The organism is Glycomyces sp. MUSA5-2, assembly GCF_037034145.1.
GTDB lineage: Bacteria > Actinomycetota > Actinomycetes > Mycobacteriales > Micromonosporaceae > Glycomyces > Glycomyces artemisiae.
In genome coordinates this window covers 66,733-81,877 of the sequence record NZ_JBAGKG010000009.1, presented here as the reverse complement: position 1 = coordinate 81,877, position 15,145 = coordinate 66,733, and the positions used below count along the sequence as shown (strand labels likewise).

Here is a 15,145-nt window from a genome sequence, read left to right as displayed (position 1 = left end):
GTTCCGCCGGGGATGTCGAAAACCGCCGACCGGCCCCGTCGTCCCGGTGAAAGGTAAGACCCGACCGGCCACCAGGAGGCAGCCATGAAGTACGTCATCCTCATCCACTCGAACCCGCAGCCGTGGGGCCACCCCACCAGCGACTACCTCGCCGAGCACCAGGCGCTCCCCGCCGAGCAGCGCGAGCGCCTGAACGCCGAGTTCGAGCGGCTCCTCACCGAGATGAGCGCCAACGGCGAGCTCGTCGCCGCCGAAGCGCTCGCCGACCCGTCGACGTCCGAGCTCTACCGCTGGAGCGGCGGCGAACCGCTCGCCACGGACGGCCCGTACTCCGAGACCAAGGAGCACCTCGCCGGGTTCTTCCTCATCGACGTGTCCGGACCCGAACGCGCCCAGGAGATCGCGCTCGCGTTCTCCGGCCCCGGCGAGACCGTCGAGCTGCGCCCCGCGATGTGGCCCGGCGGCGAGGAGCACTGATGGACTCCGGTGTCGAGGACGTGTGGAGGCGCGAGTCGCCGCACGTCCTCGGCGCGCTCGTGCGCCGCTACGGGCACTTCGACGCCTGCGAGGACGCCGTCCAGGAAGCCCTCCTCTCCGCCGCACTGCACTGGCCCCGCGAGGGGCTGCCCGCCAACCCCCGCGGCTGGCTGATCCGCGCCGCCTCCCGCCGCCTGGTCGACGCCCTCCGCTCCGACCGCGCCCGCCACGACCGGGAGGACACCGCGAACCGCCTCGAACCAAGTGAACCACCGCCCACCGACAGTGACGACTCCCTGCACGTGCTCCTGCTGTGCTGCCATCCGTCGCTGACCCCCGCTTCCCAAGTGGCCCTGACCCTCCGGGCCGTCGGCGGCCTCACCACCGAGCAGATCGCCGCCGCGTTCCTCGTCCCGCCCGCCACCATGGGCCAGCGCATCAGCCGCGCCAAGGCGAAGCTCGCCGCCGCGGGCGCCCGCCTCGGCGACGTCACCCGCGCCGACCTGCCCGCCCGCGTCGAGTCCGCCCGGCAGGTCCTCTACCTCGTGTTCAACGAGGGCTACACGGCCTCCGGCGGGATCAACCTCATCGACGTCTCCCTCACCGCCGAAGCGATCCGCCTCACCCGCGAACTGCGGCAGCGGCTCCCGAGCGACACCGAGACCGCCGGGCTCCTCGCGCTCATGCTCCTCACCGAGGCCCGCGCGCCCGCCCGCACCGACGCCGCCGGCGACCTCGTGCCGCTCGCCGACCAGGACCGGTCCCGCTGGGACGCGAGCCTCATCGCCGAAGGCGTGTCGCTGCTGGAGCAGGCGCTCCCGACCGGCCCGGTCGGCCCCTTCCAGCTCCAGGCCGCCATCGCCGCCGTCCACGACGAGGCCGCGGCCTACGCCGACACCGACTGGCCGCAGATCGCCGAGCTGTACCGGATGCTCGACGCCCTCGCGCCGAGTCCGGTCGTGACCATGAACCGCGCCGTCGCCGTCGCCATGACCGACGGCCCCGACGCCGCCCTCGCCATGCTCGACCCGCTCCTCGCCGAGCCCGGTCTCGACCAGCGCCACCGCCTCCACGCCGTCCACGCCCACCTCCTCGACCTGGCCGGGCGCCGAACCGAAGCGCGCCAAGCGTTCCGCGAAGCCGCCCGCCTCGCCACCAGCACCCCCGAGCAGCGCTACCTCCTCCGCAAGGCCGGATGACCGCTCGGCGCACGTTCGGCGCACCGAACGCGCCGTCCGGCGCAGCGGGCTTGCCGCCGCACCACCATAAATCGATAATTCTCAATGTCAAGTTCCAACGCCATCGCTCCACCGTCCCCCTCATGACGACCACGGCCCTCACCCCGGGAACCGTCGACGCCGACTGATGCGCCCGTACTCCCAAGGAGGGCACATGCACGGCATCCGCCGCCGCATCAGACCGCTCATCGCCACCCTGTCCGCACTCGCGTTCGCCGCCGCGACCGCCGTCGCGATCCTCATCGCCAGCCCCGCGCAGGCCCAGACCTGCAACGGCTACGTCGGCCTCACCTTCGACGACGGCCCCAACCCGGGCACCACCAGCAGCCTCCTCAACGCGCTCACGTCAAACGGCCTGCGCGCCACCATGTTCAACACCGGCCAGCGCGCCGCGAGCAACCCCGGCCTCGTCGCGGCCCAGGTCAGCGCGGGCATGTGGGTCGGCAACCACTCCTACACCCACCCGCACATGACGGGCATGTCCGCCTCCCAGATGGCCCAGGAGATCTCCAGCACGCAAGCGGCGATCCAGCAGGGCGGCGGCGGCACCCCCGTCCTGTTCCGCCCGCCCTACGGCGAGACCAACGCGACCCTCAAGTCCGTCGAGGCCCAGTACGGTCTGACCGAGGTCCTGTGGAGCGTCGACTCCCAGGACTGGAACGGCGCCAGCACGGCCGCGATCGTCAACGCCGCGAACAACCTCCAGAACGGCGGCGTCATCCTCATGCACGACGCCTACCAGAACACCATCAACGCCATCCCGCAGATCGCGTCCAACCTGCGCGCCCGCGGCCTGTGCGCGGGGATGATCTCCCCGTCGACCGGCCGCGCCGTCGCCCCCACCGGCTCCGGCGGCGGTGGCGGCGGGGGAGGGGGCACGGGCACCGACCTGCTCCGCTCCACCTCCGCGGGCAAGTGCATCGACGTGCCGAACGGCAGCACCGCGAACGGCACCCGCGTCCAGCTCTACTCCTGCTACGAGGGCGCCAACCAGCAGTTCACCGTGACCGCCGCGCAGGAGCTGCGCGTCCTCGGCAAGTGCCTGGAGCCCTCCGGCACCGGGAACGGCTCGCTCGCGCAGATCAACACGTGTTCCGGTGCGGCGAATCAGAAGTGGACGTTCGGCTCCGACTCCACGATCCGCAACGCCGGCACGGGCCTGTGCCTCGACGTGTACAGCTCCTCGGACGGCGCCGCCGTCCAGCTCTACTCGTGCTGGACCGGCACCAACCAGAAATGGACCCGCGTGTAAACACCGAAGCCGGTCCCGCGGCCGAGCCGCGGGACCGGCGTTCCCGAGCGAATACCGGACGGTAACCATTGGGCCTCCGCAGTGGAAGCGGTGCCAAGCGCGCGAGACCCATTGAACTCCAATGCATCGAGGTCATAGACTCCGCAGATGCCTCTCACCCCTAGAGCGGCGGCCGTCGGGGTCGACCTCGGGTCGTCGACGACAACTGTCTCCATTAGACGAATATCCGAGCCGGGGACGCGGGACGTGCGCCACTCGCCCACCCGGGCCGAGGCCACCTGGTCGGCGCCGGGCGACGAATCGGCGCTCGTGGGCCTCGCCGTCCCCGCCACCTGGAGCGCGACCCGGCGACGCGCCCACGCCGAGGCCGCCGCCGAAGTCGGCTTCACCCCCTCGTTCCTGGTCTCCGAACCCGAGGCCGCCGCCCGCCACTACGCCGAAGTCCAAGGGAGCGGGCTCGACCCGGCCGCCCAGCTCCTCGTCTACAGCCTCGGCGACGCGACCTGCCACATCGCGCTCGTGCGCCGCGACGGCGACCGGTACACCGTGGCCGCCGCGAAGAGCGCCGACGGCGTCGGCGGCCGGGCCTTCGACCGGCTCCTGCTCGACCACCTCGCGTCCCGGCTGCGGTACAGCGACCCCAAGTACTGGTCGCGGCTCCAGATCCCCGGCGAGACCGCGTTCCGCGACGAGGTCCTCGACGAGGTGCGGACCGCCCGCGAGCACCTGTCGGCCCATCCGTCGGCGACCGTGGTGCTGCCGGGCCTCGGGCGCGACCTGCGCCTGACCCACGAGGACGCCGACCGGTGCCTCGCGCCGGTCCTGCTGCGCACGATCGGCCTCGCCGAAGACGTGCTGTGCGACGCCGGCGCGGTGGCCGACGACGTCGCGGCGGCGCTCCTGGTCGGCGGCGGCAGCCGCACCCCGCTCGTCGCCTCCGTCCTCGGCCACCACCTCGGGATCGAACCGGTCGTGCCCGACCTGCCCGAGCTCGCCGTGGCCGAGGGCGCGGCGCTCGCGGGGCTCGCCCGCATCAGCATCGCGGCCGAAGCCGCGGACCCGGCGCCGTCCTGGCACGGGCGGCTGCGCACGAGCTCCGACGTGCTCGCGACGATGCTCGTCGTCCTCTTCGCGATGGCGGCCTTCGCCGGTGTGGCCCTGCTCAACCGCTCCGGTGTGGACTCCGACGACATCGACGCCGACAGCCCGAACCTCTCGGTCCCCAACGAGACCGGCACGGCGGAGCCCGCCGCCCCTTCGCCGCCCGAAGGCGAGTCCGCGCCCGTCGAACCGTCCGAAGAGGACGACACCGTCGCGGCGCCGTCCGAACCGCCGCCCACGTCCCAGGACCCCGCCACGTTCCCTCCCTCGGCCTCGCCCGTCGCCGAGGCGGACGCGGCGCTCCCGGACGCGGTGGGCCGGACCCTCGCCGACGCGCTGGCCCTCCTCGCCGACGCCGGGTTCACCGACGTCAGCGCCGAGGGCCAGCGCGTCACCGGCAACACGGACTACGCGAATTGCGAGGTCACCGCGCAGAGCCCGGAGCCCGGTAGTACGCAGCCGCTCGACGCCCCGGTCGTGCTCGCATACGCGTACCGCGGCAGCGACCACTGCTGAGACCACCGCTGCAGGGCGCCAAGCCCTCCTACACCGCGACGGGTTCCGGCTCGGGCGCGCTCTCGCGGGTGCGCCCGAGGTTGAACACCCCCACGGCCACGGCGACGACGGCCGCCGCGAGCGGCACGAGCAGCGCCGCGCGGTACCCGTCGAGGAGCGCCCCGGGCGCATTCGAGGCGGTGGCGGCGACGTTCACCGCGGCCACGCCCGCGAGCCCGAGGGCCGCCCCGAACTGGAACGAGGTGTACAGCAGGCCGCCCGCGAGCCCCTGCTCGTCCTCGGCGATCCCGTTGGTGGCGATGATCGTCATGGGGCCGTAAGCGAGAGTGAACGCCAGGCCCACGAACACCAGGCTCGGCAGCAGCTCCCAGTACGTCGAGTCGTGCCCGGCCGTGAGGAACAGCGCGAACGCGACCGCGGCCGACGCGAGCCCGGCCAGCAGCACCGGGGCGTTCCCGAAGCGGCGCACCAGCTTCGGCGTCAGGGTCGGCGCGAGCGCCACGTCGATGCCCATGACGAGCATCGCGAGGCTCGCCTCGATCGTCGTCCAGCCGCGCAGCTCCTGGAGGTACAGCACCGCGAGGAACTGGAACCCGAAGAACCCGGCCATGAAGAGCATTCCGATGACGTTGGCGCGCAGCAGGGAACCGGATTTGAAGATCCCGAGCCGCACGAGCGGCGCGGCGTGGCGGCGCTCGACCGCCACGAACGCGGCGATCAGCAGTGCGCTCAGCGCGATCGTCCCGGCCGTCCACCCGAGGCCGACGTGCGTGGCGCGCTCGACCCCGAGCACGAGCACCACGACCGCCGCGGTGACGGTGAGCCCGCCGAGCACGTCGAACCGCCGCCCGTCCCGCTCCGGCGGTGCCTGCTTCGGGATGAGGAGCATCGCGGCGAGGAGCAGCACCAGCGAGAGGCCCACAGGCATGAAGAACACCCACCGCCAGTCGAGCGCGGTGAGCAGCCCGCCGATGACCATCCCGAGCGTGAAGCCCCCGGCGCCGATGGCGCCGTAGATCATCAGGGCCCGGTCGCGCTTGGGGCCCTCCTCGAACCCGGTGGTGATGATCGACAGCCCGGCGGGCGTCATGAACGCGGCGGCGAGGCCGGTGACGAACCGGGCGGCCACGAGCACGGCCCCGTTCTCGGCGAGCCCGCCGAGGCCGGAGAACAGCAGGAACACCAGCAGTGCCGCCAGGAACACGCGGCGGCGCCCGAGGATGTCGGCGGCCCGGCCGCCCAGCAGCATGAAGCCGCCGTAGCCGAGCACGTAGGCGCTCACGACCCACTGGAGCGACCCGGTGGACAGCCCCAGGTCGTCGCGGATCGAGGGCAGGGCGATGTTGAGCATGGCGATGTCGATGCCCTCCAGGAAGATCGCTCCTGAGAGGACGAGCAGCACACCCCATTCACGGGCTTTCACGGGTTTCTCCTCTTGACGGGTTTCCAATGCCCGCCAATCGTCGGCCCGCGCGGGTGCGGGAACAACGGCGAAGATCGCAACGTTCATTCAGTCAGGCTTACCGATGGAGGACCCCGTGGAACGCGACGAACTCGAATGCTTCCTGATCCTGGCCGAGGAGCTGCACTTCGGGCGCACCGCCGCCCGCATGCGCCTCTCCCGCGCCCGCGTCTCCCAGCTCGTCCAGCGCCTCGAACGCCGCCTCGGCGCGCCCCTGTTCGAGCGCACCAGCCGCTCCGTCGTGCTCACCGACCTGGGCGCGCGCTTCCGCGACGACGTCGAGCCGCACCACCGCGCCATTGAACAGGCCCTCGCCCGCGCCGCGGCCGCCGCGAGCGGCTTCGGCGGGACCCTGCGGGTCGGCTTCTCCGCGTCCCTCACCGGCGAGATCGCCCTGAACGCCGTGGACGCCCTCCGCGCCGCCCACCCCGAACTCGCCGTCGAGATCTGCGAGATGTCGTACACCGACCCGTTCTCGCAGGTGCGCGACCGCTACTACGACGTGCTCCTCATGGAACTCCCGGTGCGGGAAGACGACCTCGGCAAGGGCCCGACCCTGCTCACCGAGGGCCGCATGCTCGCCGTGGCCGCGGACCACCCGCTCGCCGCGCGCCCCTGGCTCACCATGGACGACCTCGCCGCGGTCGACCTGATCGCCACCGACGGGGACCTCCCCGACTACCGCCGCGCCCTCCAGTCCCCGCCGCGGACTCCTTCGGGCCTGCCGATCCCGCAGGGGCCCATCGTCATCAGCCTCCCGGAGGCGCTGGTCTTCGTCGCCGCGAACAAGGGCGCCCTCCTCGTCGGCGCCCACACCGCGGTCTACCAGTCCCGGCCCGGCATCGCCTACGTCCCGGTCGTCGACGCCGAACCCGTCCGCTACGGCCTGGTCTGGCGCGCCGAGGAGCGCACCGCCGCGATCGACGCCTTCGCCGCCCACGTCACCGCCGCGATCCCGGCCGCCGACCGCCTCCTCACCCCTGCCGCCTAGGCCTTCATGACCCTGAGCAGCGCGGGCAGCCCCTTGGCGAGCCCGTCCCGCTCTTCTTCGCTCATCGCCGACGCCCACGCCTCGTACCGGGCGTGCAGCACCTCGGCGGCCTTCCGGTGCAGCTTCCTCCCGGCCGCGGTGATCTCCAGCCGGTAGAGCCGCCGGTTCCCGGGGTCGCGCTCGCGGACGACGAGGCCGTCGGCCTCCAGGTCCGCGACGAGCCGGCTCACGCTGCTCTTCTCCAACCCGAGCCGCTCGGCCAGCTCCCGCTGCGACATGCCTGCGTGGAAGTCCAGCTCATGGATCGCGAACAACTGCGACATCGACATCGCCCGCCCCGGGACCACGTCCGCCATCAGGGCGAACTCCGCGGTGCGCACGACGTCCATCAGGAGATGGTGCAGGTGCTCGGCGTCGTGTCTCATAGTTGCATCCTACAACCAATGGCGCTACCCTCAAAGTTGTAGAGCACAACTATGAAGGAGCCCGCGATGCACGACCACCCGCACAACCACTCCCACGGCGGAGCGATCGAAGGCCGCCACAGCCGCGTCTACAACCGCCTCGCCCGCCTCCTGATGAAGCCCCAGTACCGCCGCATCGCCGCCGACATCGCGTCCTCGGCCCCGCACGGCGCCGCCGTCCTCGACATCGGCACCGGCCCCGGCCTCCTCCTCCGCTCCCTCGCCGCCACCCGCCCCGACCTCCGCCTCACCGGCATCGACATCGCCCAGGACATGATCGACCACGCGTCCAACAACCTGGCCGACCTGCGCGTCGACCTCCGTGCGGCCGACGTCGCGAATCTCCCCTTCGAAGACGACGCCTTCGACCTCGTCGTCACGACCTACAGCTCCCACCACTGGGAAGACCCCGCCACCGCAGCCGCCGAAATCCGCAGAGTCCTCCGCCCCGAAGGCCGCCTCCTGAACTACGACTTCGAAAGAGCCCCTTTCACAACCCTGGAATCCGCCCTCCCCCAGACCTCCCGCACGAAGTTCCGAGCCCCATGGTCCCTGGTAATGAAGACGATCCGCTTCGAAGCCCGCCCACCGATGACCGAACAATGACGGCGCGATGCCGGGCGCTCATACCGTCCCGGGCATGAACCTGAACCCGCTGTCGCCCGAACTCCACCAGCTGGCCGAGCAGACCGACCTCGGCGTCCACCGCGCCGAATACCAACCCCGCCCGGCTCCGTTCGCCATCCCGCTCGCAGTCGCGCTGACGATCTATGCGCTGGTCATCGCCTGCCTCGCCGGAAGCAACATGCTGGAGAACAGCTTCGGCGTCATCATGCTGGTCGTCTTCACCGTGTTCATCGGCCTCGGGGTCCTCAACCTCCTCCACATGAAGCGCAAGTCAGGCGCCTCCGACGAGCTCCACCTCTTCGACCACGGCCTCATCGTCAAGGGCCCCAAGACCCTCGTCTCCCTCCACCACTGGGACGACGCCACCGTCTACCAGCGCCTCTTCCACTACCCCCAGACCGGCCTGACGACCTACAACTACCTCCTCGTCGCCCCCGACGGCGCCGCCATCAGCATCGGCGACCCCAAGGGCGCCACCACCTCCGCCGTCACCAACCTCCCGAACCTCGACCACTTCACCCTCGGCGCCGGCTTCGACCGCCCCGACCAGTGGGGCCCCGCCATCCAGGAGGCCATCACCCGCACCCAGCTCCCCGCCGTCCTCGCCCGCATCGCGAACAACGAGACCGTCGCCTTCGGCCCCCTCACCCTCAACCGCGACACCCTCACCGTCGGCACCGCCATCCCCCTCACCGGCCTCCAAGACGCCGCCGTCAAGGACGGCACCGCCGTCTTCAAGTCCTACAACCGCTTCTTCAAGACCCGCGAACCCGTCTACGCCATCCTCAACTTCTTCGTTTTCAAAGAAGCCCTCCAAACCCAGACCGGCCGCCCCTGGTCCTAGCCGAAACCAGATGCACCGGAGCCGCCCGGTATGCCAGAGTCGCAGGAACCCTTCTCAGAAACGGAACCGAGCGATGAACGAGACCCTGACCCTCTGGCGCCCATGCGGTCCCGCCGAACTCGAACTCGTCCGCGCCTCCGGATGGACCGCCTGGCCGCCGCGCCTGCCCGACCAGCCGATCTTCTACCCGGTCCTCAATGAGGAGTACGCGACGAAGATCGCCCGCGACTGGAACGCCCCGCGCGCCGGCGTCGGCTACGTGACCCGCTTCAACCTCGACGGCGCCTTCGCCCAGCGCTACCCGGTCCAGCAGGCCGGCGGGCGCACCATTCTCGAACTCTGGGTCCCGGCCGAGGAACTCGACGACTTCAACCGCCACATCATCGGCACGATCGAAGTAGTCGCTGAATGCCGCCAAGGTGGCGAGCCAGCCCGGTGAGCCGCTTACCTGCTCTCCTCCACGGCGGTCAGGAAGTCTGAGAGCCGACGCGGGAGGGTCATCCCGGTGAGCATGGCGACATGCCCGCCGGCACACCGCACGACCTGCGGCGGCCGCACCAGACCCTCGACCAGGGCAAAACTTGCCGAAGGCGGCACGATGTGGTCGTCCGCGGTGACGGCAACCAAGACAGGCACATCGAGACTCCCTATCCGCGCCGGTCGGCCGAGAACCGTCCAGCTCCCGTCCTTCAGACCATTGCCTCGAACGTAATCCACAAGATCGAACAGCAGCGCACCCGGGACGGGCGTCTGCTCCCACACCCACCGCGACAACGGCCCCGCCACCGACCGCCACTTCTGATTGCGCCGACGCCGCCACGTCTGCCGCGCCGTGCGCAGCGCCACCGGACGCAGCCAATGAAAGCTCTCCCGCACCAGCGACGCCGGCACAAGCCCGCGCCCATCAAGCGTGAGCACCGGCATCAACCACCTCGACCGCAAAATGCCACCCAACCGGCCCGCCGCCGCAGTATCTACAAGCGGCGCAATCGCAGTCAACGACGCCAACCTGCTATCCCCAAGCGCCGCATGCGCAGTGATCGCCAACGTCCCGCCCAGGCAGTACCCGACCAGATGCACCTCAGCTCGCCCGCTATGCTCCCGAACCGCCTCCTCGGCCGCCAGCAGCGTCTCGGCATAGACATCAAATCCATGCCCCGCCTCCGCCGCCCCTGGCACCCCCCAATCGAGCAGGTACACATCACGACCCCTGCCGATCAACGCCCCGATGAGGCTTCGCCCTGGCGCGAGATCCAACACCCACGACCTCGTGACCAGCGAATGCACCACCAACACCGGCGTCCCCGCCCCACCCGGATAGTGCCGCACCACCACCCTCCCCGCACTCCACACGACCGACGAATCAGTCACCGGCACCGAAGCCCGATGCAACCCCGCCGCCACCTCAACCACATGAGCCCACCCCGACACCGCGGCCAGTCCCCGCACTACCCCACCCCGAACCCACCGCCCCACCCGCACAACCCCGTTGCCCCGCAACAGGCACCGCTCAGTCGAACTCAAACGAGACATCATCAAACCCACCAGTGTCCCACGCTGGTTCGCCGTCGTGCTGCTCCGCGGCGCGACCGACGGACGGGTCCCCACCGATTCCGGACCGCTCGGAGCTCTCCTGGCAACGGGCGCCCTCGGATGGTCGGCAAGTCGGGGTTCAAGTCTCGGCCGGGGCGAAATACTCTGGCAGGATGGCACCACTCACACCGGAGGACCGGTTGCGACTGGCCCGAGAGATGGACGAGACCCGGCTTCGCATGTTCCGCATGAACATGCTCCGGAAGCGGCCGGGCATCGACGCGGGGGAGCTGAAGCGCGCCGTCCTGGAATGGATGGGCGATGGAGGAATCCAGGACTTCGTGGACTCCGGCGGCGAGCGGCCCAAAGGGATGGACGCGGCGGTGGCGAACGGCCTTGAGCGCTCCTATTCCCGCCTCGGCGCCGTGTTCGACGCACTCGATGCGCCCTGGTCGCTCGCCGGGAGCCTCGCGGTCTCGGCCCGAGTCGAACCGGCGTACATGACCCAGGCGGGCGTGATCCTGGCCGTCAAGGACGAGCAGGTCGCGCAAGGCATCCTCGACGGTCTGAGGGAGGCCGGCCTCCGCCTGCTCAGCGTCACCGACCAGATGTGGGTCAAGAACTGGGACCACGAGCACGGCCGCCCGGCCGACCCCGACAACGTCGAGATCGAGCACCACCCGAACGGTCTCGTCGCCGGAGCCCGCCTCGTCGACGAGACCGGCGACCGCGACCTCGAAGTCGACCTGATCTTCGCCGCCTCCGGCATCGAAGCCGAGATCACCGCCTCCGCCGATCCACTGGAGATCCTTCCCGGGCAGGTATTCCGGGTCGCCCGCACCGGCCATCTCATCGCCCTGACCCTCCTGTCCCTCGGCGACCCCGGCAGGCAGCCCCAACCCGACGAGTTCGCCGAAATGGACGCCTTCGCCTCCGAACAGGCCTTCACCGGCATCCGCGAACGAGCCGACCTCACCGCATTGACAAACGCGGCCACCCCCGACGACTGGCGCCTCGCCTGGCAAGCCGTCGACCTCATGGCAACCCGAAGCGCCACCAGATCCCGCAACCTCCGCACAGAACTAGCAGCATTCCTCGCCGAATCCGAAGGCTGAACCCCACCACCGACACCGAGCACAAGCAGTCAAAAGGCCCAGACCATCTGGTCTGGGCCTTCTTGTCTTGTAGGCGTTCGACGAGCAACACCAGCGCAAAGCCCTCCTTGTGATGGCCACGGGTACCGGTAAGACCCGCGTCGCGATCGCCCTGGTGGACAAGCTCATGCGTGCGGGCTAGGTCAAGAACGCGCTCTTCTTCGCCGATCGCCAGGCCCTCGTCAAACAGGCCACTAATGCATTTAAGAACTACCTTCCCGGTGCCGCGCCCGTGAATCTCCTCGAAGACCGGCACGCCGAAGGCCGGGTATTCGTCTCGACCTACCAGGCCATGATGGGCATGCTCGAGGAGCGCGTGCGATCGACGTCCCCCTAGCTTTCCCCCGCGTCGGCAAGCGCTACGACGAGCTCACCGAGGAAGAGCGGGACCAGTGGGGCGAGCTCGAATGGAACTCTGAGGGCGCCATCCCCGACCGCGTCGAGGCTGAAGCCGTCAACAAGTACCTCTTCAACAAGGACACGGTCGACCAGGCACTCAAGGCGCTCAAGGAGCACGGCATCAAGGTCGACGGCGGCGAACGGCTTGGCAAGACCATCATCTTCGCGTGCAACGAGAACCACGCCCAGTTCATCGCCGAACGGTTCAACGCGAACTACCCCGAGCACCTGGGCAAGTTCGCAAAGGTCATCACCCACAGGGTGACCTATGCAGGCTAGCTCATCGACGACTTCGCCGTATCGGACAAGGCCCCGCGCATTGCGATCTCGGTCGACGTGCTCGACACCGGCGTCGACGTGCCCGAGGTCGTTAACCTCCTCCTCTTCAAACCGATCCGGTCGAAGACCAAGTTCTGGCAGATGATCGGCCGCGGCACCCCGGCTGTGCAAGAACCTATTAGGGCCCGACGACGACAAGAAGGAGTTCCTGGTCTTCGACATCTGCGGCAACCTCGACTTCTTCGGGCACAACATGTCCTGCGGTGAGGGCCGCGTTGCGAAGCTGGTCGTGGAGCAGGTGTTCGAGCGCCGAGCCGAACTGATCCACGAGATCGACCTCCAGAACCCCGAAGCCTCCGCCGTCGATCCGGCCGAAGCCGACCCCGAAGGCAGCGAATCCGGCCTCCGGGCGGTGACCGCCCACCGCCTCCACGAGGAGACTGAGGGCATGAACCGCGAGAACTTCGTGGTGCGCCGGCATCGCCGCGGCGTCGAGCGCTTCGCCGAATTCCAGGCGTGGTCGTGGCCGCTCGACCGCGGAGCCCTCGAAGCGTTCTATGAGATCGCGGGCCTCCCCACCGGCTACCGGCCCAAAGAGGACCGCAGCCAAGAGACGCGCCGCTTCGACCTGCTCTCACTCAGATTCCATCTGACGCTCCTCAAGCACGAGCCGGGATTCGACCGCCTCCGCGACCAGGCATCCGAGGCCGCGCTGCTCCTCCTCGACCAGCTCTCGATCCCCGCCGTCGCCGCGCAGCACGACCTCCTCGAAGCCGTAGGCGGCAACGAATGGTGGGTCGACGTCACCGTCCCGATGCTGGAGCGGATGCGCCACCGCCTGCGCGGCCTGGTCTGCCTCATTGACAAGTTCCGCACCAAGATCCGCGCCTAAATGCACTCCCACTCAGACGGTCCTGTGGTCTGGAAGCTGTACCACAACGAGCCGAAACACCGAATCCGAGCTCGACCACCTCACCGAAGTCTTCATCCAGATCGGCTGCGCCATCCACGAAGACCTGCAACACGCTTCCGAACAGGCCGACGGCCTCGGCCTCTTCCTGCGCACCGTCAACGGCATGGACCCCGACGCGGTCCCCATCGCCCTGAACTCCTCGAATACCTCGGCCGTATCGACCAGAACGCGACACCGACCCTCGGATAGGGCTCTGGGCACCAGGCCATTCGTGATTGTCCTGGTGCCCAGACGGCATGTAACGGTCGTCTATGGTGCCGGTCGTCGGCCGCGCGGGGACGCCGACTCAAGCGCAGCCAATTGGCGAGCGGGGGATATGTAGGCGATCACCCAGTCGTGGGCACCAGAGGCGATGCAGGCCAAGAGAAACCAAAGAAGCTCATCCATGGGATATAGCATCGCCACCTCCAAGGTGGCAAGAAAATGCAGGTCAATACCAGCGTTGAGGCATGAAGCTACGCCGTAGCCGCATCCGAAAAGCGCAAAACAGAAGGCGCACCCGGATCCTAATACTCCAAATCTGAAAGGTTCCTGAGAAGGAGGCGGATTTCCGTATCGCAGGACACGTTGCCACTTGGGGAGTGACGCACTTCATGTTGATGACGTCTAAGCGGGATCAGGCTCCGGATCCCCCTGAGCCGGCAGATGATCGGTCAGTATTTCTCGCACCTCGTCCGTGGTGAGTTTCGCTTGGGCGGCGGTCGCCTCGAGCCAGGCCCGATCCGTCACCTTGCGGCCAAGCTCCTCGGCCAGACTTGGATCGCCTGCCAGCGCCTCGGCGAGGCGTCGAGTCCCCGCTCCTCGATTCTTACGCGGAGGAGCGGGAAGAGCCGTCTTCTCGTATGGTGTCAGGTCAGTCTCCCCTCGCTCTGCGTCGAGGGAGTCGGTTCGATGGTTGCGGTGGAAGAGAAGCGCTTCGCGGATCTCGCCTTGTGGCACTGGCAGTTCGGCGACCAGTTCTCGCTCGGTGGGAAGGCGACCATTGGTGGCGCTGAACGCCTTGCAGGCTCGCAACACTAGCGTGTAACGCTTCCTGATGAGTGGAGGAAGCTCTTCGTAATAGACGTTGGAGAGGAATCCGCGGAGGTGCCCGACGCAGTATGCCGAGGCAAACGGGGAGAACGGTCCCACGGTCGGAATGTATCCACCGATCGCCTGGGCCAGAGCCATGAGGCTCACCTGCTGGAGATCATCGAGCTGGTTGCGAAGCCAGAACTTCCGGCTCGCCCTTACGGCGAGAGGTCGGTGCGTCACGAGCAGCTCGTTCTCAAAGTGCCGTTCCTCTTCGGAACCGAACGGGCTGCGGAGGAAGCCCCACGCGTCATCGTAGGCCCGGCTGCTCTCCGAGTACGGCGCGTCGGTCGTACTTGGGAAGTACTTCGTGAGGAAGCCGTCCAACCATGTTGGGCCGAGATCAATGCCGTCTCGGATCCTCCGCAGACTCGGAAGTCGGGGCCAATCGCGTTCCTCCTCCCACCGCACCACCTCTGCGGCACCGGCATTCGCGACGCCCGCGAATCGAATGAGGCTCAATCCCGATGACCTCCGAATCTCGGCGAGGCAGGATCCGATGCCTTCAACAGGTCGCCACCGGCCGAACGCCTGAATTCGGTTCACCTCGCCCGTGGACTCGGACGTTACAGCCAATTGCAGTGGATCAGAATCACTCACATATGGACAACGAGTGAGATTCGTGCAGGTAACGTGCATCCTTCGAAAATCAGGATGGCGTGCATGGCGGTGCCGCTCGTCCGAGGACTCGAGAACCCAGCGTGACACCGCGATCCCCTACAATTACCACAACTTGTTGCAGAAGCCAACTGTGTGGCCGATTC

15 protein-coding genes and 1 pseudogene are annotated in these 15,145 nt (G+C 68.8%); 11 read left to right on the top strand and 5 right to left on the bottom strand.

The window, feature by feature from the left end:
* The first annotated feature begins 84 nt into the window (after positions 1-84).
* The 4 genes from WA640_RS23795 to WA640_RS23780 all read left to right on the top strand — a co-directional run bounded on the left by WA640_RS23795 (position 85) and on the right by WA640_RS23780 (position 4,584).
* Positions 85-477, top strand: a complete 393-nt coding sequence (locus WA640_RS23795; protein WP_106366395.1) for a YciI family protein — start codon at positions 85-87, stop codon at positions 475-477.
* Positions 477-1,676, top strand: a complete 1,200-nt coding sequence (locus WA640_RS23790; RefSeq protein ID WP_335991053.1) for an RNA polymerase sigma factor — start codon at positions 477-479, stop codon at positions 1,674-1,676. The genes WA640_RS23795 and WA640_RS23790 overlap by 1 nt, the downstream gene beginning before the upstream one ends.
* 193 nt (positions 1,677-1,869) lie before the next feature.
* On the top strand, positions 1,870-2,967 hold the full coding sequence (locus WA640_RS23785; RefSeq protein WP_335991051.1) for a polysaccharide deacetylase family protein: 1,098 nt from the start codon (positions 1,870-1,872) through the stop codon (positions 2,965-2,967).
* A 147-nt stretch (positions 2,968-3,114) separates the two neighbouring features.
* Positions 3,115-4,584 (top strand): Hsp70 family protein, encoded by a 1,470-nt coding sequence (locus tag WA640_RS23780; RefSeq protein ID WP_335991048.1) that lies wholly within the window; start codon positions 3,115-3,117, stop codon positions 4,582-4,584.
* A 28-nt stretch (positions 4,585-4,612) separates the two neighbouring features.
* Here the strand turns inward: WA640_RS23780 and WA640_RS23775 are convergent, their stop codons facing one another.
* Positions 4,613-6,007 (bottom strand): MFS transporter, encoded by a 1,395-nt coding sequence (locus WA640_RS23775; RefSeq protein WP_335991046.1) that lies wholly within the window; start codon positions 6,005-6,007, stop codon positions 4,613-4,615.
* 115 nt (positions 6,008-6,122) lie between these two features.
* On the opposite strand from WA640_RS23775, the gene WA640_RS23770 reads away from it, so the two are divergent.
* Positions 6,123-7,037 carry a LysR family transcriptional regulator gene (locus tag WA640_RS23770; protein ID WP_335991045.1) on the top strand — a complete coding sequence of 305 codons (915 nt, stop codon included), beginning with the start codon at positions 6,123-6,125 and terminating at the stop codon, positions 7,035-7,037.
* Here the strand turns inward: WA640_RS23770 and WA640_RS23765 are convergent.
* Positions 7,034-7,462: a MarR family winged helix-turn-helix transcriptional regulator gene (locus WA640_RS23765; protein ID WP_335991044.1), complete on the bottom strand. Its 429-nt coding sequence runs from the start codon at positions 7,460-7,462 to the stop codon at positions 7,034-7,036. The two genes, WA640_RS23770 and WA640_RS23765, sit on opposite strands and share 4 nt — an antisense overlap.
* 66 nt (positions 7,463-7,528) lie before the next feature.
* Between WA640_RS23765 and WA640_RS23760 the strand changes: the two genes are divergently transcribed.
* From WA640_RS23760 to WA640_RS23750, 3 genes are all read left to right on the top strand, one after another.
* A complete protein-coding gene (locus WA640_RS23760) occupies positions 7,529-8,107 on the top strand; it encodes a class I SAM-dependent methyltransferase (RefSeq protein WP_335991042.1) in 579 nt (192 codons plus the stop codon).
* A 34-nt stretch (positions 8,108-8,141) separates the two neighbouring features.
* Entirely contained in the window at positions 8,142-8,972 is an 831-nt protein-coding gene (locus tag WA640_RS23755; protein WP_335991041.1) for a DUF6585 family protein, read from the top strand.
* Positions 8,973-9,045: 73 nt separating this feature from the next.
* Positions 9,046-9,411, top strand: coding sequence for a hypothetical protein (locus tag WA640_RS23750; RefSeq protein ID WP_335991039.1), 366 nt, complete (start codon positions 9,046-9,048; stop codon positions 9,409-9,411).
* Positions 9,412-9,416: 5 nt separating this feature from the next.
* On the opposite strand, the gene WA640_RS23745 is transcribed toward WA640_RS23750, so the two are convergent.
* Complete coding sequence (locus WA640_RS23745; RefSeq protein WP_335991038.1) at positions 9,417-10,385, bottom strand: alpha/beta fold hydrolase; 969 nt, start codon at positions 10,383-10,385, stop codon at positions 9,417-9,419.
* 293 nt (positions 10,386-10,678) lie between these two features.
* Here WA640_RS23745 and WA640_RS23740 point away from each other — a divergent pair, with 293 nt between their 5' ends.
* Together WA640_RS23740 and WA640_RS28930 are read left to right on the top strand one after the other, a co-directional pair.
* A complete protein-coding gene (locus tag WA640_RS23740) occupies positions 10,679-11,620 on the top strand; it encodes a hypothetical protein (protein WP_335991037.1) in 942 nt (313 codons plus the stop codon).
* Between the two features lie 112 nt (positions 11,621-11,732).
* Positions 11,733-11,996: pseudogene (locus WA640_RS28930) on the top strand (DEAD/DEAH box helicase family protein).
* Here the strand turns inward: WA640_RS28930 and WA640_RS23735 are convergent.
* Positions 11,993-12,559 (bottom strand): hypothetical protein, encoded by a 567-nt coding sequence (locus tag WA640_RS23735; RefSeq protein WP_335991036.1) that lies wholly within the window; start codon positions 12,557-12,559, stop codon positions 11,993-11,995. The pseudogene WA640_RS28930 and the gene WA640_RS23735 overlap by 4 nt on opposite strands.
* 31 nt (positions 12,560-12,590) lie before the next feature.
* Here WA640_RS23735 and WA640_RS23730 point away from each other — a divergent pair, with 31 nt between their 5' ends.
* Entirely contained in the window at positions 12,591-13,229 is a 639-nt protein-coding gene (locus WA640_RS23730) for a hypothetical protein (RefSeq protein ID WP_335991034.1), read from the top strand.
* A gap of 687 nt (positions 13,230-13,916) precedes the next feature.
* Here the strand turns inward: WA640_RS23730 and WA640_RS23725 are convergent.
* On the bottom strand, positions 13,917-14,927 hold the full coding sequence (locus tag WA640_RS23725; protein ID WP_335991033.1) for a sigma-70 family RNA polymerase sigma factor: 1,011 nt from the start codon (positions 14,925-14,927) through the stop codon (positions 13,917-13,919).
* Between the last annotated feature and the right edge of the window lie 218 nt (positions 14,928-15,145).